This is a genomic window from Chromobacterium sp. Ag138 (assembly GCF_055181315.1).
Map to the genome: position 1 here is coordinate 702,202 of NZ_JBUPWA010000001.1, position 24,493 is coordinate 726,694.

Sequence of the window (24,493 nt, forward strand, 5' to 3'; positions counted from 1 at the left end):
CATGCGCCGCCGGCAAATGTCAATCAGCAGCCAGGGATTGCCGCCACTGTCGCGGCGTCATGCCGCATTGCGCCTTGAACGCCCGAGACAAGGCGGCCTCGCTGCCGTAGCCGACTTCGATCGCGATCATCTTCAAGCGCCTTCCCTGCCGCAATGCTTGCTGCGCCAGCCTGATCCGCCAGCCTTGCAGATAGGCGCCAGGCGCGCAGCCTACGATATCGCGGAAGTTGCCGGCGAAAACGCTGCGCGACATCCCCGCGATATCCGCCAGCCCCTCCAGAGACCACTCCCGCTCCGGCCGCTCGTGCATCGCCGCCAGCGCTTTTCTCAGCTTGGGATGGGACATGCCGGCCAGCATGCCGCCGCGCAGCTCGCCGCTTTCCATCAAATGCCGCAGCAACTGCACCAGCACGACCTCGAACAGCCGGTCAACCACGACATGCCGGCCGCAATTCTGGCTGAACGCTTCGTTGAACAGCATCGCCAGCACTGGCCCCGCGCCAGCGATGCTATTCAGCGGCAAACAGACCACCTCCGGCAACGCCGCCACGATGGGATTCTCGGCTCCGCCGTCGAAATGCAGCTCCGCGCAGGCCAGATCGGCTCCGCCATGCTCATCCGAGACGAAGCGGCGCGGCATGGCGCGCGGATAAAACAGCAGGCTGGGCACGTTCACATGCAAGCCGGCCGATCGGCCTGCATGAATGATGTCCAGCGTTCCCGCGCGGATAAGATGCAACTGGCCGCCCTCTCCCGGCTGGGAAAAATCTGTCATGCCGCACAAGGCGCCGGAATGGAACATCCGCGCGCGGACGGGAAAGCGACTCAGCAACGCATCCAGCCTGTCGATACATGCCTCAGTCATTTCAAAACTCTTGATCAAATTTTCAGGACTTTATGCAGCTTATCGTATTTTTGATTGGCGTAGAGTGGTTCCTGCCAAACGGCTCAACGCAAATCCGCCAGATCATAAGGAGCGCACCATGTCGATTGAAAAGATTCTGTACCGCACCCAGGCCACCGTCTGCGGCGGCCGCGAAGGAACTGCCGAGTCCCCGGACGGCGCGCTGAAAATCCAGCTGTCCACGCCGCGCGAACTCGGCGGCGCCGGCGGCCCCGGCACCAATCCCGAGCAGCTGTTCGCCGCCGGCTATGCGGCCTGCTTCCTGGGATCGATGAAGTTTGTCGCGGCCCAGAAAAAAATGACGCTGCCGGCCGAAGCCAGCGTGACCGCCGCCGTCGGCATCGGCCTCATTCCCAGCGGTTTCGGCATCGAGGCCGAACTGTGGATCAGCCTGCCAGGCCTGGCGATCGAAGACGCTCAGGCCTTGGTCGAGCAGGCTCACATCGTCTGCCCCTATTCCAACGCCACCCACGGCAACATCGACGTGCGCCTGAGCCTCGTGTGAACCGCCTCTCGACAACCCAAACTCAAGGAATAGCCATGAAACCGAAACTCACCATCACTGCCGCGGCCGCGTCCGCGCTGATCGCAGGCTCCGCGCTGGCCGCCGGCAGCCCCGGCGTCGAACGCAACACCCAGGCCTTCCTCGACGCGCTGGCCAAGAGCGGCGGCCAGCCGCTGGAAACGCTGTCTCCCGCCGCCGCGCGTCAGGTTCTGGTCGGCGCGCAACAGGGCGCCAAGCTGCCGCCGGCGGATGTCAGCGAGAAAACCATCACCGCCAACGGCAAACCGTTGAAACTGACCATCGTGCGGCCTGCCGGCTCCAAGGGCGCCTTGCCCGCCTTCATGTTCTTCCACGGCGGCGGCTGGATTCTGGGCGACTATCCCACCCATGAGCGCCTGGTGCGCGACCTGGTGGCCGAGTCCGGCGCCGCGGCGGTGTTCGTCAACTACACGCCGTCGCCGGAAGCGCGCTATCCGGTGGCGATCAATCAGGCGTATGCCGCGACCAAGTGGGTGGCCGAGCACGGCGATCAGATCCAGATCGACGGCCAGCGCCTCGCGGTGGCGGGCAACAGCGTGGGCGGCAATATGGCGGCGGTGGTCGCGCTGATGGCCAAGGCCAGCGGCGGGCCCAAGCTGCGCGCCCAGGTGCTGTTCTGGCCGGTGACCGACGCCAACTTCGAGGACGCGTCCTATGGCGAATTCGCCAGCGGCCATTTCCTGACCAGGCCGATGATGAAATGGTTCTGGGACGCCTATGCCGCCCCTCTGCAACGCCTGGAAGCCTATGCCTCGCCGCTGCAAGCCACCTCGCAGCAGTTGCAAGGCCTACCGCCCGCCCTGGTGCAGACCGCGGAGAAGGACGTGCTGCGCGACGAGGGAGAAGCTTACGCGCGCAAGCTGGACGCCGCCGGCGTCGACGTGGTGGCCATCCGCTACAACGGCATGATCCATGACTTCGGCTTGCTCAACGCCTTGTCGGGCCTGCCGGCCACGCGCGCCGCCCTGCATCAGGCAGCCGAAGAACTGAAGTCCCGCCTCCGCTGAGCGCTGCCGCCGCGCCGACATCCCCTTCGGTTTCGGCGCGGCCCGCCCACCGCCTGCCTAACGCCAGACATGCCGCGGCTGTCGGGACATAGTATGATTCCCGACAGGATATCCCTTGTCTCGAACTCTCGCCCGCCCCCGACATGCTGATCGACTTCTTCTACGCGCTGCGCAACGCCAGCCTGCCAGTCACCCTGAAAGAATTCCTGCTATTGCTGGAAGCGCTGCAACGCAACGTCGCCTTCGGCAGCCTTGACGAGTTCTACTACCTGTCGCGCGCGGCGCTGGTCAAGGACGAAAAACATTTCGACCGTTTCGACCAGGTATTCGGCCATCACTTCAAGGGTTTGGCGCTGGAGCTGGAAGACTTGCAGCGCGCCATCCCTGAAGACTGGCTGCGCAAGCAGGCGGAGAAATACCTCAGCGAAGAGGAAAAGAAAAAACTGGCATCCATGGGCTGGGACAAGCTGATGGAAACGCTGCACCAGCGATTGGAAGAGCAGAAGGAAAGGCATCAGGGCGGCAACAAATGGATAGGCACCGGCGGCACCAGCCCCTTCGGCGCCTGGGGCTATAACCCCGAAGGCGTGCGCATCGGCCAGAACCAGTCCCGCCACCGCCGCGCGGTGAAGGTGTGGGACCAGCGGGAGTTCCGCAATTTCGACGACAAGGCGGAGTTGGGCACCCGCAACATCAAACTGGCGCTGCGCCGCCTGCGCGAATTCGCCCGCGACGGCGCCGAGGAAATCCTGGACCTGGACGCCACCATCGCCGCCACCGCGCGCAAGGGCGGCATGCTGGACCTGAAAATGCAGCGCGAGCAGCACAACAGCGTCAAGGTGCTGGTGCTGTTCGACGTGGGCGGCTCGATGGACGACCACATCCGCGAGTGCGAGGAGCTTTTTTCCGCGGTCAAGGCGGAGTTCAAGCACCTGGAGTACTTCTATTTCCACAACTGCGTGTACGAGTCGGTGTGGAAAGACAACAACCGCAGGCAAAGCCAGCGCTTCCCCACTTGGGACCTGATCCACACCTTCGGCCGCGACTACAAGCTGATCTTCGTCGGCGACGCCAGCATGAGCCCCTATGAAATCGCCTTTCCCGGCGGCAGCGTCGAACATATGAACGAAGAGTCCGGCGAAGTCTGGCTCAAACGGCTGCTCGAGCATTTCCGCCATGCGGCATGGATCAATCCGCTGACTCAGGAACACTGGAATTACACGCAATCAGTGGGCATGATTAGACAGCTGATGGGCCAGAGAATGCACCCGATGACGCTGTCCGGCCTGGATCAGGCGATGCGGGATTTGAAAAAAACTGCCGCGCCCGCTTGAAAATTTAACGTTGACTCACAACTTTTTCCTTGAGTCGGCAGCATGTTGTAGCCCAGAATGAAGTCGAGGGGCCACAGCTCAAGTCCGAAACCGGCCTCAGATTCAGTTACGGGGAGTCATACCATGCAAATCCTTCTTATCGCGGCCCTTGCCGTTGCGGTGGTCGCTGTAGCCAAATTGCTGGCTGCCCCGGTACAACAGCAAGCCAAGCTGGTGCCCATCCGCATCCGCGACGATGAAGCGCGTCGCCGCCGCTGATACGCCGCCCGCCAGAGCCCAAGCGCGTCCAGAACGCGCTTTTTTGTTGCCTCTCCGCCAAAGCCCCGCGATCAGACACAGTCATTAAGAAATGGCGCTTGCTCGAACAAGTCGTTGTTTCTAAACTAGATAGGCATCATTGCATTCAATAGATTCGCGACGGAGAAACACCATGGCGCTGACTGTCAACACCAACTCAGCCTCGCTGATTGGACAGTACCAGCTGAACAAGACTCAGCAGACTACCAAGCAGGTGCTGGCTCAGCTGAGTTCTGGATCGAAGCTGAACAGCGCGGCCGACAACGCCGCCAATCTGGCGATCGCCCAGCAGTTGCAGGCTCAAATAAATGGCAACAATCAGGCGATCAACAACACCAATGACGGCGTGTCGATGCTGCAAACCGCCGACTCGGCGCTGAGCCAGCTCCAGGACAACACCCAGCAGATCCAGACCCTGGCGATCCAGGCCGGCAACGGCGCGCTGAGCGCGAGCAACCGTCAAGCGCTGCAACAGCAGGTTGACCAGTTGACCCAGAGCAATTCGCAAATCATCCAGAGCACGCAATTCAACGGCACCCAACTGCTGAACAACAACAACTCCACGACCTTTCAAGTCGGGCCCAATGGCACCGCCAACAATCAAATCACCGTGCCGGGCATCAACCTGACCAATCCCCCGGCCAACGGCGGCCTGAATGGCTACAACGCCAATCTGGCCGCGACCAATACCATAGACATCACCACGCAGGCCAATGCGCTGGCCGCCCAGCAAAGCACCGGCAGCGACCTCAACGCCATCTCGTCGCAACGCGCAACGCTGGGAGCGGTCAGCAACAGTTTCGATGCCGTGGTCAACAACCTGCAGAACTCGACGCTGAACACCACGGCAGCCAAGAGCCGGATCAGCGATACCGACTTCGCCGCCGCGACCTCCCAGTTGACCGCGCAACAGATTCTCGGCCGCACCGGCGCCGCCACGCTGGCGCAGGCCAATATCGCCCCGCAAGCCGCGCTGTCGCTGCTAGGCTGAGCAACTTTACGCAAAAGTTCCCCAAGCAAAGAGAAAAATAATTCCAACGCTCTCTTGTTTAACAGCCTTTGATTCCATTATCATCAACAGCTGAATCCCTCCGGGATTTGTCCATCGGGCACCGCAAGCGGTGCCCTTTGTCCATTTGCAAGGAGTCTTATATGTCGACCACGCCGGCAATCACCATTTCCTCCCTAGACTACGACAGGTTGTCCGTCCTGCTGGAGAGCTGCGAGCACGACCATCCGGTTGCCGGCCGCCTGGAAGACGAACTGGAGCGGGCCGACGTCGTCGATCCGCAGGCCATGCCGTCGAATGTGGTCACCATGAACAGCTCCGTCCGCATCCGACTGGGCGATGGCCAGGAAAAACTGCTGACCCTGGTCTACCCCAAGGACGCCGACAGCGAGCAAGGCCGGATTTCGGTGCTGGCGCCGATAGGCGCGGCGCTGCTCGGGCTCTCTGTCGGCCAGAGCATGCAATGGCCCACCCCATCCGGACATACCGAGTTGAGCGTGCTGGAAATCACGTACCAACCGGAAGCCGCCGGCGAATACCATCGCTAGAAGCTGTTCAACGTCGCGCCAGCCAAGACGAAAACGGCTGCGGAGATGGTGCGCTGGGCGCTCTGAGCCTGCTTGAGCACCATGCAGCCGAGGCATATATGGCCCCGGCCAGCCGCGGCGCTCAGCCGCGCTCGACAGCCAGCTTGGCCCCCATGTCGGAGTCGGCATAAAGCAGGGCAATTTCGCGGAAGCTTTCCGTGATTTGCAAAAAAGCCTTCACCATCTCCGGATCGAAGTGCCGGCCGCTGCCATCCCGTATGATCTCCACCGCTTTTTCATGCGAAAACGGCGGTTTGTACACCCGCCTGGAAATCAAGGCGTCGTAAACGTCGGCCACCGCCATCAGCCTGGCGGACAAGGGAATGGCCTCGCCGGCCAAACCTTGCGGATAGCCGCTGCCGTCCCACTTTTCCTGATGGCAATACGCGATTTCCCGCGCCAATCGCAGAAAACTGCTGGGCGCGTCCAGCATGCGCTCGGCGGTGGCGATGGTGTCGCGCCCCAACACCGTGTGCGTCTTCATCACCTCGAACTCTTCAGGCGTCAGCGGCCCCGGCTTCAGCAGAATGTCGTCGGGAATGCCCACTTTGCCGATATCGTGCAACGGCGCCGACTTGTACAGCAGCTGCACCGTTTCGTCGTCCAGCAGCGGCCGATAGCGCGGATGATTCCGCAGCTCTAGCGCCAGCGCGCGAACATAGTTTTGAGTGCGGCGCAGATGGTTGCCGGTTTCGTGGTCGCGCGTCTCCGCCAGCGAGGCCAGCGCCATGATGGTAACGTCCTGTATCACCTGCACTTCCCGCGTTCGCCTCTCCACCTCTTCTTGCAGGAAAGCGGCCCTGTCCTCCAGAAAGTCAGCCATCGCCTTGGCCCGCAAGTGAGTGCCCACCCGGGCCAGCATGATGGGGGGCGACACCGGTTTGATGATGTAGTCCGCGGCGCCGGCATCGAAACCGGCCTGCTCGTCCTCGTGTTCGCCCATCGCGGTCAGGAAAATCACCGGGATCGATTCGGTGCGGGAGTCCGCTTTGAGCCGGCGGCAAACCTCCAGCCCTCCCAATCCCGGCATCATCACGTCCAGCAGCACCAAGTCGGGCAGCACGTCGCCCTCGACGATCTGCAACGCGCGCTCGCCGCTGTTCGCGATCAGCGTCCGATAGCGCGGCTTCAGCAGGCCGTACATCTGCGTCAGGCTCTCGGGGCTGTCGTCGACCAGCAAAACCGTCTGCCGGGCGGGCGGGTTCGCTTCGCTCATCTCGTGTCCTCCGGCAACTTCTTGCCATACACCCGCGCCAGTTCGCGCAAAGCGCTCAGCGCGGACACAAAGTCGAAACCGTTCAAAGCCCGCTCAAATGGCTCGCAAGCCCCATCCGGGAAGCAGGCCCGGATTCGGGGCGCGTGTTCGAGAAAATATCCCAGCGCGTCGCCGTCACCGACCCTCAGCAACACCGCCAGCCGCTCAAGCAGGGAATCGTCGGCTTTGGCATTCACCTCGGGAGGTCCGAGCTCCGCCAAGCCGGCGCGCAAGGCCTCCACCACCTGTCCCAGCTCGATTTCCAGTTCCACCAACAGGCTTCGCCATTCCTCGCGCGCCCGGATCGCCACCTCCAGCCGCATCGCCGCGCTTTGCAGATCGACGAAGCCTATGCCGCCCGCCGCGCCTTTCAGCGTATGCACGATGCGCTCGGCAGTCTGAAAGTCGCCCTCCTCCAGGGCCACTCCGGCCCGGGTGGCCGCGCCGGCCTCCTCCTCGACAAACTGTTTGAGCAGATGTAGATAAAGCTGGCGGTTGCCGGCCACCCGGCGCAAGCCGGCGGACTGGTCCAGCCCGGCGATCTGCGGCAGCCGCGTCTTGTCGACGGCTGCCCCGCCCCGGGCCTGCGGCTCGCCGATTTTCCCCACCCAGCGCGTCAGCGTGGAAAACAGGATATGCGGATCTATCGGCTTGGCGATATGATCGACCATGCCTGCCATCAGGCAACGTTCCCTCTCCTCCACCAGCGCATCCGCCGTCATGGCGATGATGGGCAGATCGATGAATCCGGGCATTGCCCGAATGCGGCTGGTGGCTTCGATCCCGTCCATCACCGGCATCTGCACGTCCATCAGCACCGCGTCGAAAGCCTTGGGACCGTAAGCGAGCAGCTTGTCCAGCGCCGCCTGCCCATTTCCCGCCACCGTGATGGTGGCGCCCGTTCCCTCCAAGAGCTCGATCGCGATCTGCTGGTTGATGTGGTTGTCCTCCACCAGCAGCAGATGGGCGCCGTCGAAACGGGGAAGCTGGTCATCCTCGTCGATCAGCGACAACCCGCCGCTGCGGCCAAAACCGAACACTTCCAGCAGTACATCGAACAACTGCGACAGATTGACCGGCTTGACCATGAAAGCGTCGCAACCCGCCGCGCGCGCCTTCAGCCGGATATCGTCGCGACCAAAGGCCGTCACCATCACGATGCGCATCTTGCGACTGATCTGCCGCATCCGGCGTACGGTCTCCACGCCGTCCATTTCCTGCATCATCCAGTCGACGAAGACGACATCGAACGGCTTCTGCAGGCAATCCTGCCTCACCCGCGACAGCCCCTCGTTGCCGCTCAGGCATCCCTGAACTTCGAAACCAAGCTGTTTCAGCTGCGCGCACAGCACATCGACGGCAGACTGGTTGTCGTCCACCACCAAAACCCGCAATCCGCGGATCTCCTGGGGAAGAGACTGCCTGCGCGAGTCCGTCTCTGCCGAAACGCCCAGCCAGCAACTGAAAATGAAGGAGCTTCCCCAGCCCGGCGAGGACTCCACCAGCATGGCGCCGCCCATCAGCTCCACCAGCCGCTTCGCGATGGTCAGGCCCAGGCCGGTGCCGCCGTACCGGCGGGTCGTCGAGCCGTCGGCCTGGCTGAAAGCCTGGAACAGCCGGCTTTGCTGTTCTTCGCTCATGCCTATGCCGGTATCGTGGACACAGAATTTCAGCTGTACCTTGTCGCCTATCCTCTCGCTCAGGCCGATGATGATGGACACCTGCCCCGCCTCGGTGAACTTGATCGCGTTGCCGGTCAGATTGGTCAACACCTGCCCGAGGCGCAGCGCGTCGCCCAGCAAACCCTGCGGCACGTCGCTAGCGGTTTCGAACAACAGCTCCAGGCCCTTGTCCGCCGCCTTCTGCGCCACCAGCGCCGACACGCCGTCCAGCACATCGTCGAGCCAAAACGGCTGCGACTCCAGCTCCAGCTTGCCGGCTTCCACCTTGGAAAAATCGAGGATGTCGTTGATGATGCCCAGCAGCGACGTGCCGGCGTTGTGGATCTTGCCGATGTAATTGCGCTGCTGGTCATCCAGCTCGGTCCGCAACGCCAGATAGGACATGCCGATGACCGCGTTCATCGGCGTGCGGATTTCGTGGCTCATATTGGCCAGAAACAAAGATTTGGCCTGGGTGGCCTGCTCGGCGGCCAGCTTGGCCTCGCGCAGTTGCGCCGAGTTGTCGACCAGCCGCGCATACAGCAGGCCATACTCCAGCAACAGCGCCATCAGCACGAAACTGGCCGCCATCAATCCATAAATGCGGCCGGCGTAGAAGCCAAGATCGAAACGCCCGGCGTTGAACACCACGGACAGCGCAATGTCGAAAATCCAGCTGACCATCACCACGATCAGCCACAGGTCCAGCATGCTGCGTGGCCGCCGCAACGCCACCGCGACCAGCGCCAGTATGCATAAGCCCCAAACGCAGGTGATCACGCCCCACATCAGCGGCGAATAGCGACTGCCCTGCATGATCACCGGCAGAAAATCATGGCCTTGGGTGGCGAGCGCGCCCAGCACGACTACCAGCAAGAACGCCAGAGAAGCCGGCTGCGCGATGGCGCGGACGGTTCCGACCCGGACGACGCCGCTCAGGGTGCAATAGAGGATCACCAGCAGCGGAAAGCCGCTGTGCCAGAACATATACAGCCAGGCCGTGGTCTGCGGCCCCGAGCCGAACAAGCCATGCTCCGCAAACAGTCCGGGGAAACTCAAAGCATGCAGCATCGCCATCAGGGCGGTGAACAGATAGGCCGTAGCCAGTATCTGCAGGGAGCGCAGGCGCAGGATGGCGAACTGGCCGAACAACAGCACCGCGGTGATCAGGTCGTTGACGGCCAGGGCGGACTGATACAGCGGAATGAACGCCCACACCTTGGGCAATTGGGTTTTGGCGAACGGCAGGATGGCGAGAAAAACCAGCGTCGAGACCACGATGACGCTGATCGCCAGCCGCGACTGCCCACGCGTGGGGGGCAGCGAGGACAGGAATTCGAGTCCATGGCCGGCCGTCGAATATGATTTCTGCATAAACAACGTTCTCCGCGCTGCGGTTCCGGTGTCTGCCCGTCCGCCCATGCTCGATGGCGGCCGCGCCGGATTCCGCACCCGGCATCTGATGTATAGCACAGCCATGGCGGCGACATGCTGCCGCGCGCCGGACTCAAATCATCGATACCGTTCCGGAGTCAGGCCAGCCAGCCGCACTGGCGCGCCTGCTCCAGGCGGCTCTCCAGATAATCCCACAAGGCGGGACAGCCCTGGCGAACCGGCGGGCCGATGCGGTCGACCACCTGCTGATGGCGGATCCCGTTCTCGCGCCAGCTCTGTCCGTTGTTGGCCAGATTCAGCAACACCGGCATCGCGCGGTCAGCCGCGTGGGCGAACCGGGCTTCCGCGGTTTCGGCGGCTTCGAACTCGTTCCACAGGGCGAGGAAGCGTTGTCCCAGCTCGGCCGGCAACATGCCGAAGATGCGGGTGACGCAAGCCAGTTCCTGCGCCTTGCGCTCTTCCCAGCCGCCTTCGGCGTAGACGATGGTGTCGCCGGTCTCGATTTCGCCGATATCATGCACCAGCAGCATCGCCACCACGCGGTCCATGTCCACCGGCTCTACCACGTACGGCGCCAGCGAGGATGCCAGCAGCGCGATTTGCCAGCTGTGCTCGGCCGAGTTTTCATAGCGATCGCTGTTCAACACCCGCGTCTTGCGCGTCACTTGCTTGAGCTTGTCGATTTCCAGCACGAAATCTACGATGTTCTGCATATTGCTTTCTTTCCGTCGATACAAAAAAAGCAGACCAAGGTCTGCTTGTTCCGGCGCTCACCAGCACCGTTGAATCATCTGCGCCAGTTGCACCAGCCGGCCGTGGAAGAAGTGGCCCGCGCCGGGAAACACCAGCACCGGCAGGCTCTGCGGCCGCGCCCACTCCATCACCGCGGACAGCGGGATCACCTCATCCTCTTCGCCGTGGATCACCAGCGTGTCGGCCGGCACCGCCGGCGTCGGGATCGGATACTTGCCGACCGCCACGCCCATCAGCAGCAGCTTGTCCGCCTCGATGCGGGCGCGCGCCCGCGCGGCGACGAAGCCGCCAAAGGAGAAGCCGGCCAAAGCCAGCGGCAGGCCCGGGTGCTGGACCCGGGCGTACTCGGCCACGGCGATCGCGTCGTCCACCTCGCCGTTGCCGTAGTCATGCTCGCCTTCGCTGTCGCCGACGCCGCGCAGGTTCGGGCAATAACAGGCATAGCCCAGCTGCGACAAGGCCTTGGCGGCGGTCTGCACCACCTTGTTGGTGTGGGTGCCGCCCTGCAGCGGATTGGGATGGCAGATCACGGCGACGCCGGTCGCTTCGCCCTGGGCCGGCACGATGATGGTGTCGAGCGCGCCGACCGGTCCGGCGACGCTGATCTTGTTCAGTGCCTTCAGCATCAGATCTTCAGCCTTTCCACCACTCGGCCATGCACCATGTGCTCGCTGACGATTTCATCGATATCGTCCTTGTCGACGAAGGTGTACCAGGTCTCCTGCGGATAGACCACCATCACCGGACCGTCGTCGCAGCGTCCCAGGCAGCCGGCCTTGTTGACGCGGATCTTGCCCTCGCCGGCCAGCCCCAGCGCCTTGACCTTGTCCTTCATATAGCCCAGCAGTTCGCTGGAGCCAAAATTGTTGCAGCAGCTTTCGCCTGCGGCGCGCTGGTTGCAACAAATGAATACATGCTTGTCGAAAAAGCTCATGACTGTGTCCCGTTTTCGGCTTAGCCGTCGTTGTCCGCCCAGCCGGCGGCGCCGACGGTGGCGGCGTTGTCGAACTTGGCATAGTGGCCGATGAAGGCCAGCCGCACCGCGCCGGTCGGGCCGTTACGATGCTTGCCGATGATCGCCTCGGCCAGGCCCTTGTCCGGCGAATCCGGATTGTAGTACTCGTCGCGGTACATGAAGATGATCAAGTCGGCGTCCTGCTCGATCGCGCCCGATTCCCGCAGGTCGGACATCATCGGCCGCTTGTTCGGCCGCTGCTCCACCGCCCGAGACAGCTGCGACAGCGCGATCACCGGCACCTGCAGCTCCTTGGCCAGGCCCTTCAGGCCCCGCGAGATTTCGCCCAGTTCGGCGGTACGGTTGTCGCCGCGGCCGGATCCGCTCATCAGCTGCAGGTAGTCGATCACGATCAGGCCCAGCTTGCCGCCATGCTGGCGTGCCAGCCGGCGCGCGCGGGCGCGCACTTCCAGCGCCGTCAGCGCCGGCGTTTCGTCGATGTACATCGGCGCGTCGGAGAGCTTGCCGATCGCGTAGGTCAGCTTCTGCCAGTCGTCGTCGCCCAACTTGCCGGTGCGCAGCACGTGCTGGTCCAGCCGGCCCACCGAGCCAAGCATACGCATCACCAGCTGCGCGCCGCCCATTTCCATCGAAAACACCGCCACCGGCAGGTGGGTTTCCACCGCCACGTGTTCGGCGATGTTCATCGAGAAGGCGGTCTTGCCCATGGATGGACGTCCGGCGACGATGATCAGGTCGCCCGGCTGCAGGCCGGAGGTCTTGGCGTCCAAGTCGAAGAAGCCGGTGGGCACGCCGGTCACTTCGTCCGGGTTGTCCCGGCTGTACAGCATGTCGATCCGTTCCACCACTTCTTTCAGCAGGCCCGGCATCTCCAGGAAGCCCTGCTTGGACTTGGCGGTGGATTCGGCGATCTGGAACACGCGGCCCTCGGCCTCGTCCAGCAGTTGCGCCGCGTCACGGCCCATCGGCGCGTAGGCGGCCTCGGCGATTTCGGTGCCGACCTGGGCCAGCTGGCGCATCACCGAGCGCTCGCGGACGATCTCGGCGTAGCGGCGGATATTGGCGGCCGACGGCGTGTTCTGCGCCAGCGTCGCCAGATAGGCCAGACCGCCGATCTCGGCCAGCTCGGCGTTCTTGTCCAGCGCCTCGGACACGGTCACCACGTCGGCCGGACGACCCATCTCCACCAGCTTGGCGATATGCTTGTAGACCAACCGGTGGTCGTGGCGGTAGAAGTCGGCCTCGGACACCACGTCGGCGATCTTGTCCCAGGCGCTGTTGTCCAGCAACAAGCCGCCCAGCACAGACTGTTCGGCCTCCACCGAATGCGGCGGCGTGCGGATGGACGCCATCTCGCTGTCAAAATTATCGTACTGTTCTGTCATGTAGACCCGGGGGAAGGCGCGCGGCAAGCGGCGCGCGTAAGGCAAAACGCAATTCTAACCCGAAACAAACCGGGCCCGCTCAGCAGTTCATCCCGGCCACGTAGCCGGACGACCATGCCCACTGGAAGTTATAGCCGCCCAGCCAGCCGGTGACGTCCACCACTTCGCCGATGAAGAACAGGCCGGGCACGTCGTTCGCCATCAGGGCCTTGGACGACAAGGCCTTGGTCGACACGCCGCCCAGCGTCACCTCGGCCTTCTTGTAGCCCTGGGTGCCGTTGGGCTTCACGCACCAGCGGTGCAGCTGCTCGGCCAACTGGCGGCGCTGCTTGGGCCCCAGGTCCTTGGCGCGCTTGTTCAGGCCTAGCCGATCCAGCCAGGCGTCGGCGAAGCGGCGCGACCAGCCCAGTTCAGCCAGGGCGTTGGCGATCAACTGTTCGCTGTCGCCCTTCTCTTCCAGCCAGCGCTCGGCGTCGCCGTCCGGCATCAGGTCCAGCAGCAGCTCCATGCCGGGTTGCCAGTACGACGACACCTGCAGAATGGCCGGGCCTGACACCCCCTTATGGGTGAACAATACGTTTTCGCGAAAACGTCCCTTGCCCGCCCTGGCCTCCACATTCACCGACACGCCGGCCAGCGGGGTGAAGATCTCGGCGTCCTCGACATGGAATGTAAGCGGCACCAGCGCCGGCGACAGCGGCGTCACCGCCAGGCCAAACTGCTCCGCCAGCTGGTAGCCAAGTGGCGTCGCTCCGATCTGGGGAATCGACAAGCCGCCCGAAGCGACAACCAGCGACTGCGATTGGAAACGGCCGCAGCTGGTCTCGACGACGAAACCGCCTTCCCCGGTTCGTGACACGCTCTGTATCGCGGTCTCCATCCGGCGGTCCACGCCGCCCTTGCGACACTCCTCGTCCAGCATGGCGATGATGCGCTCGCTGCCGTCGTCGCAGAACAGCTGGCCCAGCTTCTTCTCGTGGTAGCCGATGCCATGGCGCTCCACCATGGCGATGAAGTCCTGCGGCGTGTATTGGGCCAACGCGGAGCGGCAGAAATTGGGGTTGGCCGACAGATAGCAGTCGAAACGGGCATTGACGTTGGTGAAGTTGCAGCGCCCGCCGCCGGAGATGCGGATCTTCTCCGCCAGCTTGGCCGCGTGGTCGAGCAGCAGCACGCTGCGGCCGCGCTGCCCTGCCGTCGCCGCGCACATCAGGCCGGCGGCGCCGGCCCCGATGACAATCACATCAAATTGCAAAAACTTATCCTTATCATTTTAGTCAACTATTAGCCACACAGGACATATTCCAGTAAACTACGATCAAAGCCACCGCTTATGCGGATTACTCTACTCAACAAGGAGAGCATAATGGAACACAAACTGCCTGAACTGCCGTACGCGCTGGATGCCCTGGCCCCGCACATCTCCAAGGAAACCTTGGAATTCCACTACGGCAAGCATCATCAGACCTACATCACCAACCTGAACAATCTGATCAAGGGCACCGAGTTCGAAAACGCCTCCCTGGAAGAGATCGTCAAGAAATCCTCCGGCGGCATCTTCAACAACGCCGCTCAGGTATGGAACCACACTTTCTACTGGTTCGGCTTCGCCCCGAACGCCTCCGGCGCGGAACGCAAGCCGTCCGGCGCGCTGGCAGATGCGATCAACGCCAAGTGGGGCTCCTACGACGAGTTCAAGAAGGCCTTCACCCAGACCGCCATCGGCACCTTCGGCTCCGGCTGGGCCTGGCTGGTGAAGAACAGCGACGGCAGCCTGGATCTGGTATCCACCAGCAACGCCGCCACCCCGCTGACCACCGACAAGAAGCCGCTGCTGACCTGTGATGTGTGGGAACACGCGTATTATATCGACTACCGCAACAGCCGCCCGAACTATCTGGAACACTTCTGGACGCTGGTGAACTGGGACTTCGTGGCCAAGAACTTCGCCTGATTTCCGCTGCTGTCGATCCAAAGGGGCCTTTCGGCCCCTTTTTTCATGCCCGCCGCGGAATCGGCAGCCCAAGCGCCGCCTACAAAACCTCGCGGCACGGCGGAGGCGAGGCGCGCCGGCGCCACGCAGCGTCGGGCGTCGTCAACCGCTCCTGGCGACGCTAAACATGGCCATTGTCCCGCATCCACTGCACGAACTGGTCGAACGGCAACGGGCGGCTATGGTAGTAGCCCTGAGCCACGTCGCAGCCCAACGCCGCCAATTGCTGCCAATCATCCTCCGTCTCCACGCCTTCGGCCACCGACAACAGCTGCAGCTTCTGGCACATCGCCACCGCGGAGGTCAGGATGGCGAGCTTCTTCGGGCTGCTGCCCGCGTCGTGGACGAACTCGCGGTCTATCTTCAGCTCGGTGAACGGGCTGCGCGACAGCTGCTTCATCGATGAATAGCCGGTGCCGTAATCATCCATCGCCAGACCGAAGCCATTCAGGCGCAACCTAGCCAGCGTGCCGAGCGAAGCGGCCAGATTGGACATCAGCGAGGTTTCGGTCACCTCCAGCACGACGCTGTCGCTGGGTTGGCCGCTGGATCGCACGATGGAAGTCATTTCGTCCACCAGATTGGCGTCGTTGAGCAAGGGCACCGGCAGATTGATGGACGCGTGCAAGCCGGGACGCAACGCCAGGAACTGCTTCATCTGCGCGCAGACATCGCGCAGGAACTGGTAGAAGAAGCGGATGGCCAGCTCGCCCTCCTCCAGGTGATGGACAAACGCCGCCGGCGGCAATACCCCGTACAGCGGATGATTCCAGCGCACCAGCGCTTCCATGCCGAACAGGGAGCCATCCTTGATGGACACCTTGGGCTGGTAATACGGCACCAGCTGGCGCTGCTTCAGGGCGTCGGCGACATCCTGCTCGCTCATGTCGAGCTTGCTCATCGCGTCGCTCACTCCCGACCATTCGGGATTGTAGCCGTCCAGCACCCGGCTCAGCTCTTCCTTCTTCAGCGGCTTGGGAAATACCGCCAGCAGATTCAGCTCCGACGCGTCCACCACGCCCTGCACAGTGTCCAACACATCCCGCGGCACGCCGCTCATCACGGCGACGAAACGCACCTTGCCCTTCAGCTTGCCGGCGATGCTCTCCAGCAGCTTGACGCCGTCCATATAGGGCATGTTGAGATCGGTCACCACCAGGTCCACCCGGTCCAGCGCCGCCAGCTTGGTCATCGCATCCAGGCCATTCTCGGCCTCGTGGACCACGCAAAATCCCATGTCTTTCAGAATGCCAGCCGCCAGCAGCCTTTGCGTGGCGGAGTCTTCCACCACCATCACCGACAGGCTCTTCCATTTGTCCAGATATCCCATCATCAGCCCCTGATGCCCGCCAACATGTGGGTGATGCGCTCCAACGACATCACCTCATCCACGCCGCCGTGGTTGATTGCCTCGGCCGGCATGCCGAACACCACGCAGGACTCCTCGTCCTGGGCTATGGTGCGAGCGCCTGCGTCATGCATCTCGCGCATGCCGCGCGCGCCGTCGTCCCCCATCCCCGTCATGATCACGCCGACCGCGTTGCCGCCGGCGCAGACCGCCACCGAGCGGAACAGCACGTCCACCGACGGCCGGTGCCGCGACACCAGCGGACCATCCTTCACCTCCGCTACGTATTGCGCGCCGTTGCGCTTGACCAGCAAATGCTTGCCGCCCGGCGCGATCAGCGCCACGCCGGAAATCAGCCGATCGCCGTTCTTCGCCTCCCTCACCTCCACCTGGCACAAGCCATTCAGCCGCTGGGCGAACGAAGCGGTGAATTTCTCAGGCATGTGCTGCACGACAGCCACGCCGGGACAGGTGGCCGGCAGCCGCGGCAGCAAGTATTCCAATGCCTGGGTGCCGCCGGTGGAAGTGCCTATCGCGATGATTTTCTCGGTGGTGCGGTACTTCTCCAGCCCGGACGGCGCCTCCAGCACCACGTCGGCAGTCAGCTTGGGCGCCGGCATGGCCGTCGGCTCTCCCGAACTTTGCGAAATGCGCTTCACCACGCCCATCTTCGCCCGCGCCGCGTCGCGCACCTCCTGAACCAGCTCCTTGGCCGCCTCCAGCAGAAAGGCGCGCTGGTTGAGCGCAGGCTTGGTGATCACCGCCACCGCGCCCGCCGACATCGCGTCCAGCGTGATGCGCGCGCCCTTCTCGGTCAGCGACGAGCAGATGATCACCGGCGTCGGACGCTCGTCCATGATCTTGCGCAGGAAGGTCAAGCCATCCATCCGCGGCATCTCGATATCCAGCACGATCACGTCGGGCCAGCGCAGCTTCATCCGGTTCATCGCGAACAGCGGATCGGGCGCGGCCCCCAGCACCTCGATGTCCGGCGCCGATGACAGCATCTGGGACAATACCTCGCGCACTACGGCGGAATCGTCGACGATCAGCACAGAGACGCTCATCTTGCACCTCCACTCTTGAGGCGGGCAGCTTCGAAACGGTAGCGCGACGGCACTTCCTGAACCAGCGGCAGGTCCAGCTTGTGCAGCGATTCGGAATGGCCGATCAGCAGATGCCCCCCATCTCGCATGCGGGAGCACACCCGGGCCAGCACATCGCGCTTGGTGCCTTCATTGAAGTAAATCAGCACATTGCGCAAAAAAACAATATCGAAATCCGCTTGCTGAAACTTGTCGCAATGCAGCAGATTCAACTTGGAGAACTCCACCCTGCGCGCCAATTCCGGCGATACCTTCACCATGCCTTCATACTCGTCGTGTCCGCGCAGAAAGTATTTTTGCCACAGCCTGGGCGGCGTTTTCCGCACCCTGTCCAGCGGATAGACCCCGCGCTTGGCGGCGGCCAGCACCTTGGTGTTGATGTCGGTGGCGCAGATTTTCCAGTTGCCGGCCAAGCCCAGGGTTTCCGCCATCACCATCGCGATGGTGTAAGGCTCCTCGCCGGTGGAGCTGGCCGCGGACCAGATCCTCACCGCGCCTGCCCGTCGATCCCGCAGCGCCTGCGCCTGTTGCTCCAGCCAATGGAAGTGCTGGGGCTCGCGGAAAAAATAGGTTTCGTTGGTGGACAGCAGGTTCACCGCCCGCTGCCGCTCCGCCTCGCCCCGCGGATCGCTCAACACTTTCCAGTACGCCGAATAGCTATCCAGGCCCAGATGGCGCAGTCGCTTGGACAAGCGGGACTGCACCAGCGAGCGCTTGCTGGCGGGCAGGTCTATTCCGGCCTCGCTGAGAATGAATTGCTTGAAACGGGCGAATTCCGCATCGTTCAGCACGGGATCAGCGGAGCGCATGCGGACTCTCCGGCATCAGGCCACCTCGGCGTCGTCGCTGAAATGCTGCAGGGAGACGGTCTCCGCCATCGCGCTCAACTCCGATACCGACAAGGCTTGCTGGACATTGAGCAGGATGGCGAAACGCTCGTTGATGGTGGCGATGCCCTGGATGAAATCGCCGCGGATGCTGACTCCGAAAGTGGGAGAAGGATCGATGTCGCTGTCCGGTATCTCCAGCACCTCGCACACCGCGTCCAGCAGGATGCCCACGTCGTTGTAGCCACCCTCCAGCCCCGGCAGGGAAAGGATGGCGACGCAGGAGGACGGCTTCAGCTCGGTCAGCCCCCTGCCGAAGCGTATCGACAGGTCGATCACCGGCACCACGGAGCCGCGCAGATTGATGATGCCGCGCACGAAACTGGGCATCATCGGAACGTGGGTGATGCCGTCAAGCTCGATGATCTCGCGGATGAAATTGATCTGGATGCCGAACAGGTCCTCGCCCAGGATGAAGGTGACGCAATGGAACTTGCCGCCCTGCGCCGCGCCTGCCGGATCGGAACGCTCGCTCATGCCCGTGCTCCTCAGTATTTGGAAAACTTGCCGTCGTCCACTTCTTCATCGAAGTCTTCGTCGAAAGCGCGATTGGACGACGGCGGCGCGGCCTTGTGGCCGCTTCCGCCATGTCCGCCGGAATGCATCATCACGCTCTTGCGCGCGTTGCGGCTGCTGCGCAGCTTGAACTGCTGCATCAGGTCCTGCAGCTGCATCGCGGCGGAGCTGAGCTCTTCCGAGGTGGAGCTCAGCTCTTCCGCCGACGAGGCCGATGACTGCATGCCGGTGCTGATCTGCGATACCGCGGTGTTGATCTGGTCGATGCCGGTGCGCTGCTCCCGCGAGGCGGCGGAAATCTCCTGCACCAGCGAGGCGGTCTGATCTATGCCGGGCAGCATTTCCTGCAGCAATACGCCGGAGCGCTCCGCGACGGTGACCGAACGCCCCGCCAGGTCGCCGATTTCCTTGGCCGCCACCTGGGAGCGCTCCGCCAGCTTGCGCACTTCCACCGCCACGGTGGCGAAGCCCTTGCCGTGCTCGCCGGCCCGCGCCGCCTCGATCGCGGCGTTGATCGCCAGCAGGTCGGTCTTGTTGGCGATATCGTTGATCGCGGTGATCCGCGACGCGATCTCCTTCATCGCGTGCACCATGTCGCCCACCGCCTTGCCGCTCTCGGTGGCGCTGTCCGCCGATTTGGACGCGATGCCCTCGGTGACCCGGGCATTGTCGGCGTTCTGGGTGACGGTGGAAGCCATTTCTTCCACCGAGGCGCTGGTTTCCTCGACGCTGGAGGCCAGCTCCGACGCCGTCTGCGCCAGCGAGCTGGCGGTGGACGCCACTTCTTCCGACGCCGCGCCGATGGACTCCGACATCGAGCTCACCTCGGCCAGCGTGTCGGACAAGCGGTGCGCCATGCCCTTGATCGAGTACAGCAGGCTGCTGTCGTCATTGGGGCGCAGCTTGATCGGCACCGCCAGATCTCCGTCGGCCACGCGCGCCACGACCTGCATCGCATAGGACGGATCGCCGCCCAGTTGCCGCAAAATGCTGCGGATGATGGCCAGCGCCAGCAGCACCGTGACCACCAGCGCCGCCGCGCCTATCGAAACCATCATGTTGCGCGCGTTCTCGGCGCTGACCGCGGCCTCATGGCTCAGGTCCTTCATCTGCTGAGACTGGAACTCGCCCATCTCGTCCAGGGCCGCGATCAAGGTATTGTTGGCCGGAGCGAAATCCTTCAACAGGTAGGTCGTCGCCAGCGCGTGGTCCTTGGCCAGCAGCGCGTACAGTTCGCCATACTTGGTGTTCAGGTTGTCGCGGGCGGACACGATCTTGTCGTAGAGCTCGCGTCCCTTGGGCGTGTCGATCAACCGGTCCAGCTTTTGCAGCGACTGCTTGTTCTCCTCGCGCAGCTTGTTGATCGCCTGCTTGGTCTTCTCCACTTCGGCCGGCTCCGTCAACAACAGCAGATTGCGCACGTAGCGGCCGTTGTTCAGCGTGCTCTGCGTGATTTCGTTGGACAGCGATACTTTCGCGTACCGGTCGGAGACGATCTCGTTGGTGTTGCTGCTCATCGTGGCCATGCCGCGCATGCCGACCAGCAGAATGGCCAGCATCAGCAACAGGATGAGTCCATAGCCTATCGCCAGCTTGATGTGGACCTGCATATTGTGAAACGAATTCATATCTGTCTCCTCAAACCGCGAATGTCGGTCTTATTGCTTGTCGCCCAGCAGCGCCTCCGCGCTCTGCCGGATCAGCCTTCGCTCCCGCCGGCAGGCGTGGTGTATCAACTGCGGAATATCCAGCACCAACGCGGGTTTGCCGTTGCCCAGGATGGTGGAGCCGCTGATGCCGCGCAGCGACTTGAACAACTCGCCCAGCGGCTTGATCACCGCCTGAACCTCGCCCATCAGCTTGTCCACCACGATGCCGGCCCGGTATTCGCCGTAATGGACGATCACGATGTACTCGGGATGATCGGACGGCGGCAGGCCGAACAGCTCGCGCAAGGACACGAAGGGCAGCCAGTCGCCGCGCAGATTGATCTGGCGGGCATGGTGGCTCATCGCGCCATCCGGCATGTCCACGCACTCGATCATCATGTCCAGCGGCATCACCAGCGCCGACTCGTTCACCTCCACCCGGAAGCCGTCGATGATGGCCAGCGTCAGCGGCAGGCGCAGGCGGAAGGTGGAGCCGACTCCCGGCTGGGACTGGATTTCTATCTCGCCGCGCAAAGCCTCGATATTGCGCTTGACCACATCCATGCCGACGCCGCGGCCGGACAGGTCGCTGACCGCGTCGGCGGTCGAAAAGCCGGGCAGGAAGATCAGCTGCAGCGTTTCCTGATCGCCGAGCAGCCGGCCGTCGGCGATCAGCCCCCGCTCGATGGCCTTGGCCAGCACTTTCTCGCGGTTGATGCCGCCGCCGTCATCCTTCACCTCCACCACCACCGAGCCGGCGTCGTGATAGGCGTTCAGCGTGACGGTGCCCTGCTCCGGCTTGCCGGCGGCCCGGCGTTTCTCCGCGGACTCCAGCCCGTGGTCCACCGCGTTGCGGACGATGTGCATCAAGGGATCGTTCAGCTTCTCCACCATCGACTTGTCGATCTCGGTGTCGCCGCCCTTGATCTCCAGCTGTATCGCCTTGCCCAGCTGTTTGGACACTTCGCGCACCATCCGCGGGAAGCGGCTGAATATCTCGTCCACCGGCACCATGCGCAGCGTCAGCGCGTCGTCGCGTATGCTTTCCACCAGGGTGTTGATCACCGCCACCGATTCCAGCAACTCGCCGTCGCCGCGGCTCTGGGCGATCAGCTTGGTCCCAGCCGACGCGATCACCAGCTCGCCGACGCGGTTGATCAGCCGATCCAGCTTGCTGGCCTCGATGCGGATATAGCTGTCTCCGCGCCCGCTCTTGGCCGGGGCCGTCCCTGGTGGGGACGCTTCCCGAGCCGGCGGCGCGGCCGCCGGCGCATCCACAGACCCGGCGGCCTCAACCGGCTCAGTTACGTCGCCGCTGCGCAGCCGCTCGGCCTCTTCCTCCGTCAGCGCGCCGCGCGCGATCCAGCGCTGCAGTTGCTCTTCCAGCGGCTCGCCCAGCGCTTCGGCCTCCGCCAGGTAGTCCGCCAGCGGCGCGCGCGGCGCCAAAATGCCGATGTGGCTGTCCTCGGCGATGAATTCGAAAGTGTCGGCGATGCGCTGCCGGCCCTCGTCCGTCTCCAGCGCCAGATCGAAGCCGATGAAGCATTCGGTCACGTCCAGCAGCTGCGGCGGCGGCCAGTTCCGCCAAACCGGCGTCACATCGCGCAAGACGCAGAAACTGCCCAGATAGCGCAGGAAAGACAACGGGTCGAAGCCGTGGCGGAAAGTGTCGGGGTGGAAGCGCAGCGACAGCTGCCAATACGGGCTGCAGGTCTCGACATCGCCCCCTAGTCCCTGCTCCGCCGCCTCCTCGGCTTCCGCGCTCTCCGCCGGCGCTTCATGCGCCTGGCCTTCCTGATAGCGCTTCAAGCCGGCCAGCAAGGGCTCGCCTTCCGGCAGATCGCGCTGCGCCATCTCGTCGCTGACCGCGCTGGCATCCAGCAGCCGGCGCAGATGGTCGTTGCAGGCCAGCAGCAGCGTGATCAGGTCGTCGCTCAGCGAAACCTGGCCGGAGCGCAGCCGCTCCAGCACGTTTTCCATCACGTGCGCGAAGCGCACCAGCGCGTCCAGGCCGAAGATGCCGGCTGAGCCCTTGATGGTGTGCGCGGTGCGGAACAGCAGGTTGTAGGTTTCCACCCCCGGCGGATAGGCGACCGGGTCCAGCAACGCCGACTCCAATCCATCGCACAGCTCGCGCGACTCTTCGAAGAAAACCTCCTTGGCCTTGCTAAGATCCATCGCCCGCCTCTCCTTGCCCATTTCCGCCCGGCGGCAGGAAGCCCAGCCATGCGCCGACCTCGTCCACCAAGGGGTTGCCGGCTGCGATCGCCACCGATTTCTCCAGCCGCGCGGCCTCCGCCAGCATGATGCTCAGCAACTGCGCGCCGCAGCCGTCCAGCTCCGTGACGCCGGACAGGTCGAGTTCCACCTGGTCGTGGTTGAGCAGGCCGAGCAATTCGTCCTGTATTTCTTCCGCGGTGAAGATGGTCAGCTCGCCGTCCAACGCCGCCCGCGTCGTTCCGCCATCCTGTTGCAGCTGCAAGGCCATGGCGTACTCCGGCTCAGGGTTGAATCAGCTTAGACACGGCGTCCAGCAGCTTGGCCGGGTCGAAAGGCTTGACGATCCAGGCCTTGGCCCCGGCTTCCTTGCCCTGCATTTTCTTGTCATCGCTGCCTTCGGTGGTCAGCATGATCACCGGCAGAAAGCGGGTGGCCGGACCTTCCTTCAGCCGCTTGAGCAGCGTGATGCCGTCCATGCCGGGCATATTGACGTCGGAAATCACCAGATTGACGCGGACGCCGTTCAGCTTGGACAGCGCGTCGTTGCCGTCGCAGGCCTCGATCACCTCGTAACCCGCCCCCTTGAGCGCAATGCTGACGGTGGCGCGGATGCTGGCGGCGTCATCGACGATCAGAATGGATTTGCTGGCCATGAATCTCTCCGGAATAGGTCCGAAAAACTGGGTCAAACATCAGAAAAAGTCGACATCGCCGCTGGACGCCGCGGGCTTTCCGCCATCGCCGCCCTTGTGAAGCGCGGCCTGCTCCAGCGTGGTGTAAGTGGACTCCAGGCGTTTGAGCCACTCCCGCGGCTCGATCCGGGGGCCTTGCTCCCCGCGCCGGCGCGCCTCGCGCACCGCCTCCAGATGGGCCAGCATGTGCTTCAGATCCTGCGTGACATGCTGGACGATCTGGCTGACCCGGTCCTGGAACTGCAAGGCGACCAGCGAGGCGTGCAGTTCCTTTTCCACGCGGGAGCCCTCGGTCTGCATCCTCTGGTTGACCTGGGCCAGCCTTTCGGCGGCGGCGCTGAAGTCCCGCACCGAGTCGTCCAGCAGCCCCAGCGCGTTATTGCCGCGGTCCGCGTCCTGCGCGCCCAGGCTGGTGGTGGTCTGGCGGGTCTGCTCCAGCGCGGCGTTGATCTCCACCACCTTTTCCGACATCTGCTTGCCGGTCTGTTCCGACTGCTGCGACAGCTTGCGCACTTCATCCGCCACCACCGCGAAGCCGCGGCCGAATTCCCCGGCGCGCGCGGCTTCGATGCTGGCGTTCAGGGCCAGCAGGTTGGTCTGGTTGGAGATGCGGCCCACCTGGTCGGCCATGGACAGCAATTCGCCCGAGTAGGTGGCGAGGCGAGAGACTTCTTCGATCAGCTGCTGGCGGTGGCCGACGATCTCCGCCAGCACCGACGAGATCTCCTTGCTGCGCAGGCTGGCGTCCGCCACCATCTGCTCCAGGCTGGCATTGCCGATGTCGCTGGAGGCGGAACCCGCCGCCTCGATGGTGGCGTGCAGTCCGTCCGCGATGCCGGTCAGCGTGCCCGCCAGCTGGTTGCCGCCGCTCACCGACTGCTCTATCACCAATTGCAGATTGCCTTCCCAGCGCTCGATCACCTGCTGCAGCAGCTCCAGGCTCTCGTCGGCATCCGCGGCCGGCGCGGCGGCGGC

The 24,493-nt window shown here is 63.5% G+C and carries 24 protein-coding genes; 7 read left to right on the forward strand and 17 right to left on the reverse strand.

From position 1 onward, the window contains the following. Positions 1–19: 19 nt before the first annotated feature. The gene (locus ACY3GB_RS02880) at positions 20–865 is read right to left on the reverse strand and encodes a cupin domain-containing protein (RefSeq protein ID WP_463087406.1); all 846 of its coding nucleotides are present in this window, start codon (positions 863–865) and stop codon (positions 20–22) included. Between the two features lie 118 nt (positions 866–983). Here ACY3GB_RS02880 and ACY3GB_RS02885 point away from each other — a divergent pair, with 118 nt between their 5' ends. The 6 genes from ACY3GB_RS02885 (at position 984) to rnk (ending at position 5,643) form a co-directional block, all read left to right on the forward strand. Continuing rightward, positions 984–1,409 carry an organic hydroperoxide resistance protein gene (locus ACY3GB_RS02885; protein WP_463087407.1) on the forward strand — a complete coding sequence of 142 codons (426 nt, stop codon included), beginning with the start codon at positions 984–986 and terminating at the stop codon, positions 1,407–1,409. A gap of 35 nt (positions 1,410–1,444) precedes the next feature. Next, on the forward strand, positions 1,445–2,455 hold the full coding sequence (locus ACY3GB_RS02890) for an alpha/beta hydrolase (protein ID WP_463087408.1): 1,011 nt from the start codon (positions 1,445–1,447) through the stop codon (positions 2,453–2,455). A 143-nt stretch (positions 2,456–2,598) separates the two neighbouring features. After that, complete coding sequence (locus ACY3GB_RS02895) at positions 2,599–3,789, forward strand: vWA domain-containing protein (RefSeq protein WP_463087409.1); 1,191 nt, start codon at positions 2,599–2,601, stop codon at positions 3,787–3,789. 123 nt (positions 3,790–3,912) lie between these two features. Further along, complete coding sequence (locus ACY3GB_RS02900) at positions 3,913–4,047, forward strand: hypothetical protein (RefSeq protein WP_463087410.1); 135 nt, start codon at positions 3,913–3,915, stop codon at positions 4,045–4,047. Positions 4,048–4,219: 172 nt separating this feature from the next. Next, entirely contained in the window at positions 4,220–5,077 is an 858-nt protein-coding gene (locus ACY3GB_RS02905; RefSeq protein WP_463087411.1) for a flagellin N-terminal helical domain-containing protein, read from the forward strand. A 161-nt stretch (positions 5,078–5,238) separates the two neighbouring features. Beyond that, positions 5,239–5,643 carry a nucleoside diphosphate kinase regulator gene (gene rnk / locus ACY3GB_RS02910; RefSeq protein ID WP_463087412.1) on the forward strand — a complete coding sequence of 135 codons (405 nt, stop codon included), beginning with the start codon at positions 5,239–5,241 and terminating at the stop codon, positions 5,641–5,643. Positions 5,644–5,764: 121 nt separating this feature from the next. Here the strand turns inward: rnk and ACY3GB_RS02915 are convergent, their stop codons facing one another. The 7 genes from ACY3GB_RS02915 to ACY3GB_RS02945 all read right to left on the reverse strand — a co-directional run bounded on the left by ACY3GB_RS02915 (position 5,765) and on the right by ACY3GB_RS02945 (position 14,350). Then, a complete protein-coding gene (locus ACY3GB_RS02915; RefSeq protein WP_463087413.1) occupies positions 5,765–6,898 on the reverse strand; it encodes an HD-GYP domain-containing protein in 1,134 nt (377 codons plus the stop codon). Continuing rightward, positions 6,895–9,972 carry a hybrid sensor histidine kinase/response regulator gene (locus ACY3GB_RS02920; protein ID WP_463087414.1) on the reverse strand — a complete coding sequence of 1,026 codons (3,078 nt, stop codon included), beginning with the start codon at positions 9,970–9,972 and terminating at the stop codon, positions 6,895–6,897. The genes ACY3GB_RS02915 and ACY3GB_RS02920 overlap by 4 nt, the downstream gene beginning before the upstream one ends. A gap of 158 nt (positions 9,973–10,130) precedes the next feature. Next, complete coding sequence (locus ACY3GB_RS02925) at positions 10,131–10,706, reverse strand: HD domain-containing protein (RefSeq protein WP_463087415.1); 576 nt, start codon at positions 10,704–10,706, stop codon at positions 10,131–10,133. A 57-nt stretch (positions 10,707–10,763) separates the two neighbouring features. Then, on the reverse strand, positions 10,764–11,372 hold the full coding sequence (locus ACY3GB_RS02930) for an alpha/beta hydrolase (RefSeq protein ID WP_463087416.1): 609 nt from the start codon (positions 11,370–11,372) through the stop codon (positions 10,764–10,766). Continuing rightward, on the reverse strand, positions 11,372–11,680 hold the full coding sequence (locus ACY3GB_RS02935; protein ID WP_463087417.1) for a (2Fe-2S) ferredoxin domain-containing protein: 309 nt from the start codon (positions 11,678–11,680) through the stop codon (positions 11,372–11,374). The genes ACY3GB_RS02930 and ACY3GB_RS02935 overlap by 1 nt, the downstream gene beginning before the upstream one ends. A 20-nt stretch (positions 11,681–11,700) precedes the next feature. Further along, complete coding sequence (dnaB, locus tag ACY3GB_RS02940) at positions 11,701–13,107, reverse strand: replicative DNA helicase (RefSeq protein WP_463090909.1); 1,407 nt, start codon at positions 13,105–13,107, stop codon at positions 11,701–11,703. Between the two features lie 79 nt (positions 13,108–13,186). Continuing rightward, positions 13,187–14,350 (reverse strand): BaiN/RdsA family NAD(P)/FAD-dependent oxidoreductase, encoded by a 1,164-nt coding sequence (locus ACY3GB_RS02945; protein WP_463087418.1) that lies wholly within the window; start codon positions 14,348–14,350, stop codon positions 13,187–13,189. A 123-nt stretch (positions 14,351–14,473) separates the two neighbouring features. Between ACY3GB_RS02945 and ACY3GB_RS02950 the strand changes: the two genes are divergently transcribed. Then, positions 14,474–15,061 (forward strand): superoxide dismutase, encoded by a 588-nt coding sequence (locus ACY3GB_RS02950; RefSeq protein ID WP_021479089.1) that lies wholly within the window; start codon positions 14,474–14,476, stop codon positions 15,059–15,061. Between the two features lie 160 nt (positions 15,062–15,221). Here the strand turns inward: ACY3GB_RS02950 and ACY3GB_RS02955 are convergent, their stop codons facing one another. From ACY3GB_RS02955 to ACY3GB_RS02995, 9 genes are all read right to left on the reverse strand, one after another. Beyond that, entirely contained in the window at positions 15,222–16,433 is a 1,212-nt protein-coding gene (locus ACY3GB_RS02955; protein WP_463087419.1) for an EAL domain-containing response regulator, read from the reverse strand. Further along, positions 16,433–17,515 (reverse strand): protein-glutamate methylesterase/protein-glutamine glutaminase, encoded by a 1,083-nt coding sequence (locus ACY3GB_RS02960; RefSeq protein ID WP_463087420.1) that lies wholly within the window; start codon positions 17,513–17,515, stop codon positions 16,433–16,435. Before ACY3GB_RS02960 ends, ACY3GB_RS02955 begins: the two co-directional genes overlap by 1 nt. Further along, complete coding sequence (locus ACY3GB_RS02965) at positions 17,512–18,363, reverse strand: CheR family methyltransferase (protein ID WP_463087421.1); 852 nt, start codon at positions 18,361–18,363, stop codon at positions 17,512–17,514. Before ACY3GB_RS02965 ends, ACY3GB_RS02960 begins: the two co-directional genes overlap by 4 nt. Positions 18,364–18,378: 15 nt before the next feature. Beyond that, on the reverse strand, positions 18,379–18,918 hold the full coding sequence (locus ACY3GB_RS02970) for a chemotaxis protein CheW (protein WP_021479093.1): 540 nt from the start codon (positions 18,916–18,918) through the stop codon (positions 18,379–18,381). 11 nt (positions 18,919–18,929) lie between these two features. After that, positions 18,930–20,585: a methyl-accepting chemotaxis protein gene (locus ACY3GB_RS02975; RefSeq protein WP_463087422.1), complete on the reverse strand. Its 1,656-nt coding sequence runs from the start codon at positions 20,583–20,585 to the stop codon at positions 18,930–18,932. A gap of 30 nt (positions 20,586–20,615) precedes the next feature. Next, positions 20,616–22,784: a chemotaxis protein CheA gene (locus tag ACY3GB_RS02980; protein ID WP_463087423.1), complete on the reverse strand. Its 2,169-nt coding sequence runs from the start codon at positions 22,782–22,784 to the stop codon at positions 20,616–20,618. Next, positions 22,774–23,094, reverse strand: a complete 321-nt coding sequence (locus tag ACY3GB_RS02985) for an STAS domain-containing protein (RefSeq protein WP_463087424.1) — start codon at positions 23,092–23,094, stop codon at positions 22,774–22,776. The genes ACY3GB_RS02980 and ACY3GB_RS02985 overlap by 11 nt, the downstream gene beginning before the upstream one ends. 13 nt (positions 23,095–23,107) lie before the next feature. Further along, entirely contained in the window at positions 23,108–23,479 is a 372-nt protein-coding gene (locus tag ACY3GB_RS02990; protein ID WP_463087425.1) for a response regulator, read from the reverse strand. Positions 23,480–23,518: 39 nt separating this feature from the next. Further along, positions 23,519–24,493 (reverse strand): methyl-accepting chemotaxis protein (locus ACY3GB_RS02995; RefSeq protein ID WP_463087426.1); only part of this gene is annotated, 975 nt, incomplete at its 5' end.

Bases quoted from the DNA above. Each gene is read 5' to 3' on its own strand.
- ACY3GB_RS02915 (WP_463087413.1), bottom strand. From the start codon at position 6,898: ATGAGCGAAGCGAACCCGCCCGCCCGGCAGACGGTTTTGCTGGTCGAC.
- ACY3GB_RS02920 (WP_463087414.1), bottom strand. From the start codon at position 9,972: ATGCAGAAATCATATTCGACGGCCGGCCATGGACTCGAATTCCTGTCC.
- ACY3GB_RS02960 (WP_463087420.1), bottom strand. From the start codon at position 17,515: ATGAGCGTCTCTGTGCTGATCGTCGACGATTCCGCCGTAGTGCGCGAG.
- rnk (WP_463087412.1), top strand. From the start codon at position 5,239: ATGTCGACCACGCCGGCAATCACCATTTCCTCCCTAGACTACGACAGG.
- ACY3GB_RS02930 (WP_463087416.1), bottom strand. From the start codon at position 11,372: ATGCTGAAGGCACTGAACAAGATCAGCGTCGCCGGACCGGTCGGCGCG.
- ACY3GB_RS02880 (WP_463087406.1), bottom strand. From the start codon at position 865: ATGACTGAGGCATGTATCGACAGGCTGGATGCGTTGCTGAGTCGCTTT.
- ACY3GB_RS02990 (WP_463087425.1), bottom strand. From the start codon at position 23,479: ATGGCCAGCAAATCCATTCTGATCGTCGATGACGCCGCCAGCATCCGC.
- ACY3GB_RS02970 (WP_021479093.1), bottom strand. From the start codon at position 18,918: ATGAGCGAGCGTTCCGATCCGGCAGGCGCGGCGCAGGGCGGCAAGTTC.
- ACY3GB_RS02950 (WP_021479089.1), top strand. From the start codon at position 14,474: ATGGAACACAAACTGCCTGAACTGCCGTACGCGCTGGATGCCCTGGCC.
- ACY3GB_RS02965 (WP_463087421.1), bottom strand. From the start codon at position 18,363: ATGCGCTCCGCTGATCCCGTGCTGAACGATGCGGAATTCGCCCGTTTC.
- ACY3GB_RS02885 (WP_463087407.1), top strand. From the start codon at position 984: ATGTCGATTGAAAAGATTCTGTACCGCACCCAGGCCACCGTCTGCGGC.
- ACY3GB_RS02905 (WP_463087411.1), top strand. From the start codon at position 4,220: ATGGCGCTGACTGTCAACACCAACTCAGCCTCGCTGATTGGACAGTAC.
- ACY3GB_RS02925 (WP_463087415.1), bottom strand. From the start codon at position 10,706: ATGCAGAACATCGTAGATTTCGTGCTGGAAATCGACAAGCTCAAGCAA.
- ACY3GB_RS02980 (WP_463087423.1), bottom strand. From the start codon at position 22,784: ATGGATCTTAGCAAGGCCAAGGAGGTTTTCTTCGAAGAGTCGCGCGAG.
- ACY3GB_RS02895 (WP_463087409.1), top strand. From the start codon at position 2,599: ATGCTGATCGACTTCTTCTACGCGCTGCGCAACGCCAGCCTGCCAGTC.
- ACY3GB_RS02935 (WP_463087417.1), bottom strand. From the start codon at position 11,680: ATGAGCTTTTTCGACAAGCATGTATTCATTTGTTGCAACCAGCGCGCC.
- ACY3GB_RS02890 (WP_463087408.1), top strand. From the start codon at position 1,445: ATGAAACCGAAACTCACCATCACTGCCGCGGCCGCGTCCGCGCTGATC.
- ACY3GB_RS02955 (WP_463087419.1), bottom strand. From the start codon at position 16,433: ATGATGGGATATCTGGACAAATGGAAGAGCCTGTCGGTGATGGTGGTG.
- ACY3GB_RS02975 (WP_463087422.1), bottom strand. From the start codon at position 20,585: ATGAATTCGTTTCACAATATGCAGGTCCACATCAAGCTGGCGATAGGC.
- ACY3GB_RS02900 (WP_463087410.1), top strand. From the start codon at position 3,913: ATGCAAATCCTTCTTATCGCGGCCCTTGCCGTTGCGGTGGTCGCTGTA.
- dnaB (WP_463090909.1), bottom strand. From the start codon at position 13,107: ATGACAGAACAGTACGATAATTTTGACAGCGAGATGGCGTCCATCCGC.
- ACY3GB_RS02985 (WP_463087424.1), bottom strand. From the start codon at position 23,094: ATGGCCTTGCAGCTGCAACAGGATGGCGGAACGACGCGGGCGGCGTTG.